Source organism: Streptomyces sp. NPDC002446, assembly GCF_053595675.1.
This window is the reverse complement of the sequence record NZ_JBSFYC010000148.1, coordinates 1-4114: the sequence shown is the minus strand read 5'-3', so window position 1 is coordinate 4114 and position 4114 is coordinate 1. Positions and strand designations below refer to the sequence as shown.

The following is a 4114-nucleotide window of genomic DNA, read 5'->3' as shown; positions in this document are numbered from 1 at the left end:
TCCGTCCGAGACGGACATGATGAAGAGGAACCCTCGTTCCATCTCCACCACGGTCTGGTTGACGCTCCCGCCCTCGAAGATGCGGGAGGCGCCGGAGGTCAGCGACGTCAGGCCGGAGGCCACCGCCGCCAACTGATCGGCTCTGTCCCGAGGGAAGCCCTCGGACATGGCGAGGAGGAGACCGTCCGCGGAGACCACGACCGTGTGGGACACCCCGGGGGTGTTCTCCACGAAGTTGGTGATCAACCAGTTCAGATTCTGCGCCGCCTGGCTCATCGGGCTCACACTAACGCTCCTGATCGTAGGTGCTGCCGGGGCCGAAGCCCTGTTGGTCATTCTGGGGGACCCCGGAGGGGTCCGTGCCGACGCTGCGTCCCTGCTGGACACCGCGGCGCAGGTTGCTCAGCCTGCCGCGGACGTCCTCCGGGGCACGGGAGACCTGGGGGCCGCCCTGCGGGGTCTGCTCCGCGGCGCCTTCGACCAGGTTGGCCTTGGGCACCCGCCGGGGGAGGCCGGAGGCTGTGACTCCGCCCGCCTTCGGCTCGCGCAGCCGCTCCGCCCGCTCCCAGCGCTCGTCGTTGGAGCTGCGCCAGTCCGAGCCGTCCTGGCCGGTCTCCGGCGTGCCCCCGTGCTGCTGAACCTGCGGTGCCTGCTGGTCGCGGCCTCCGCGGCGCGGAAGGCCGGCGTCCGTCAGAGAAGGGGCGTCGCTCGGTGTGGGGCCCGGACGCTCGAATGGTACGCGCTCGGGCGCGTCAGCGGGAGCGGCAGTTGTATTCCGGTCAGATTCCGCTTCGGTTCCGAAGTAGCCCTCGAATGCGGGGCGTTCGGCCCATTCGTCCGGCTGTGCCGCTTCGTGGGAGACGTATGGCTGCTGGCCGGTGGTCTCCGCGAAGTGCGGGTCGCCGAATGCCTGGTTGCCGTGCGACCGGTCGTCGTAGAGCGGTTGATCGGCTTCCGCATAGCTCTGGGACGGGAAGTCCTGGTACCCGGTGGCGGGCGGCTCCGGATCACGGAAGAGCGGATTCTGGCCACCCTGGCCGTCGCCCGGCTGCTCGCCGGCGGCCTGGGCCTCCAGCGCGGCGCGGCGCTCCTCACGCATCAGCGAGCGGCCCACCATGTCCAGGTCCGCGGCGTCCGGGCGGCCGTAGCGGCTGTCGTCGAAGCCGAGCTCGGCGGCGGTGCGCTGCTGGCTCTCGTACGACGCGTGCTCGTGCTCCGGCACGATCCGGGAGACCGTGAAGTCGTGCTCGAACTGCTCCTCGCCGCCACCGCCGTGGGTGATCGCCTCGGGCAGCATGACCAGGGACGTGGTGCCCGCCTGCTCGCCGGAGGGGCGCAGCTGCACCCGGATCCCGTGCCGGTCGGCCAGCCGGCCGACCACGAACAGGCCCATGCGCTGGGAGATCGCGGCGTCCACGCTCGGCGGGTTGGCCAGCTTGTGGTTGATGTCCGCGAAGTCCTCGGGGGTCAGCCCGATGCCCTTGTCGTGGATCTCGATCATCACCCGGCCGTCGGGCAGCCGGGTCGCGGCCACCCGCACCTTGGTCTGCGGGGAGGAGAACGTGGTGGCGTTCTCCAGCAGCTCGGACAGCAGGTGGATGAGGTCGGTCACGGCGGTGCCGTGGATCTCGCTCTCCGGGACGCCGGTGAGGTCTATTCGCTCGTACGACTCGACCTCACTGATCGCCGCCCGCAGGACGTCGACCAGCGGCACCGGCTGGTTCCAGCGGCGGCCCGGCTCCTCGCCCGCGAGGATGAGGAGGTTCTCGCCGTTACGGCGCATACGCGTGGCGAGGTGGTCGAGCCGGAAGAGGCTCTCCAGCTGGTCCGGGTCCGCCTCGTTGTTCTCCAGGTCGGTGATCAGCTCCAGCTGACGCTCGATCAGGCCCTGGTTGCGGCTGGAGAGGTTGGTGAAGATCGCGTTGACGTTGCCCCGCAGCAGCGCCTGCTCGGCGGCGAGCCGGACGGCCTCGCGGTGCACCTGGTCGAAGGCGCGGGCGACCTCGCCGATCTCGTCGGTGGTGGCGATCGGGATGGGCGTCACGCGGGTGTCGACCCGGCCCGGGTCCGTCCGCGAGAGCTGGTCGACCAGCATCGGCAGCCGCTGCTCGGCGACACCGAAGGCGGCGTTGCGCAGCTGGCGCATGTTGCGGCTCATCCGGCGGGCCATCATCCCGGCCACGACGAACGCGATGATCAGGGCGGCCAGCACGATCGCGGAGTCGACGAAGGTGGACCGCTGGGCGTCGGAGGAGATCTGCGCCGCCTCGTCCACGGCCTTGTTCGCCAGGTCCTTCTCGATGGCCCGGTACATGTCGAACTTGCCGGTTGCGGCCGCGAAGTAGCTGTCGGAGGTGATGCCCTTCGGGCTCAGCGTCTCCGGCGCCGCGCCGGTGGAGATCCAGGCGGACATCTGGTCGATCGACGGCGGGGCGCGGAACGGGCGGCCGGCGGCCTGGGCCTGCTCCTTCGCACGTGCGATCTTCTGCTGCGCGGCCTCCTTGAGGCGGCCCGCGTCCGTCTTGAGGCGCGCGACGTCCTCGGGCGTGCCGCCGGAGGTGTACTCGCCGATGGCGATGCCCTCCAGGTAGCGGTACGACGCGAAGGCGGTCAGCTGAAGCTTGTGCTCCTTGCCGCCCTGCGGGGCCGCGGGGTCGATCAGGAGGTGGGTGCCGATGGACCGCTGCAGCGACTCGGCGGCCTTGGCCAGCGCGACGGCGTAGACGGTACGGCCGTAGGAGGTGATGTTGCCGGTGCCCAGGCCGAGCTCGTTGGCGAACTCCATCAGCGGGTGCTGGACCTCGACATAGCCCTCCTCAGTCTGCACACCGCGCAGCTTGGAGGTGAAGGCGGCGTCGCGCAGCTGCTGGAGCTTGGGCTCGGCCTTCTCGAAGGCGGCGAGCCGGCGCTTGAGGCCCGGCTTGTCCGGCATGGCCTTGGCGGCCTGGTGGAAGGCGTCGGCGGCGGTGTCGGTGGCGTCCCGCGCCTCCTGCACGACCGGGTCGTCCTTCTTGCCCTGGAGCAGCGGCGCCGCGGTGCGGTCGCGCTCGTCGATCAGGGCGGTGCTGTAGGAGAGCGCGGCGCGGACGAGCTTCGCGGTGTTCTCCGCGTCCTGCGCGTCGCGCCAGGTGGTGAGCGAGCTGTCCACCCGCAGACCGCCCAGGACCAGGGCGACCAGCACGGGGATCAGCAGAATGGCGTTCAGGCGGGTCGCCACGCGCCAGTTGCGCGGGGAGTACTTGCCGCCGCTCACCGGAGGCTTCGCGACCGTGTTTTCCGGCGCGTCGGCAGCCGGTACGCCACCTCTGGGTGGCGGGGTGAAGTTGCCCCGCCGCGGTTCCTGCGGCTCGGGGCTCGACTTGCTTCGCCTCACTCGACCAACAACCTCTCGGCGCCGGCACTACCTGATGTGCCGTTTCTTCTGGGCGTTACTACTCCGGAGTTCAGCGAATTTCAGCACGTCAGGGCGGTGCGTTCCAAACACTGAGCAAAGCCGGAGAGGGCGCGGAAGAGCCTTAGATAAAAGGGGCGTTAAGGGCGAGGTGCGTCAAAAGGAAGGCGTTTTGTGCGCACAGCGAAGCCGGGCATACGCATGCGGTGTCGAAAGCCCAGTGATTCACTGTCGAAACGTTATGAAGCAAATTTGTCGGCGTGTCGAAGGACACAGATCCATTCGCGGGCGCCGGGAACCGGCCCGCGCACCCCGGTGCACGAGCGGAAGACAACTTCCGTACGGCCCGCGCCGGATGAGGCGGCAGGCCGTACGTCCGTCCTACCGCAGGCGGGCCATCAGCGCGTGCTCGACCAGCGTGATGAGCGCGCTCTTGGCCTCGCTGCGGTGCCGGGCGTCGGTGGTGATGATCGGGGTCCCGGGACCGATCTGCAGCGCCTCACGGACCTCGTCGGGCGTGTAGGGCTGGTGCCCCTCGAAGCCGTTGAGCGCGATGACGAAGGGCAGGCCGCTGTTCTCGAAGTAGTCGACGGCCGGGAAGCAGTCGGCGAGCCGGCGGGTGTCGACGAGGACCACCGCGCCGATGGCGCCGCGGACCAGGTCGTCCCACATGAACCAGAAGCGGTCCTGACCGGGCGTACCGAACAGGTACAGGATCAGGTC

At 69.8% G+C, this 4114-nt stretch carries 3 protein-coding genes; all 3 read right to left on the bottom strand.

Going from position 1 to position 4114, the window contains the following annotated elements; all coding sequences use genetic code 11:
* Positions 1 to 276, bottom strand: a 276-nt coding sequence (locus ACWD6P_RS36780) for a roadblock/LC7 domain-containing protein (protein ID WP_451448572.1), incomplete at its 3' end; no start/stop codon positions are given.
* Between the two features lie 10 nt (positions 277 to 286).
* Positions 287 to 3373: a nitrate- and nitrite sensing domain-containing protein gene (locus ACWD6P_RS36775; protein ID WP_451448571.1), complete on the bottom strand. Its 3087-nt coding sequence runs from the start codon at positions 3371 to 3373 to the stop codon at positions 287 to 289.
* A 399-nt stretch (positions 3374 to 3772) separates the two neighbouring features.
* Positions 3773 to 4114: GTP-binding protein (locus ACWD6P_RS36770; protein ID WP_451448570.1), on the bottom strand; the 342-nt coding region annotated here is incomplete at its 5' end.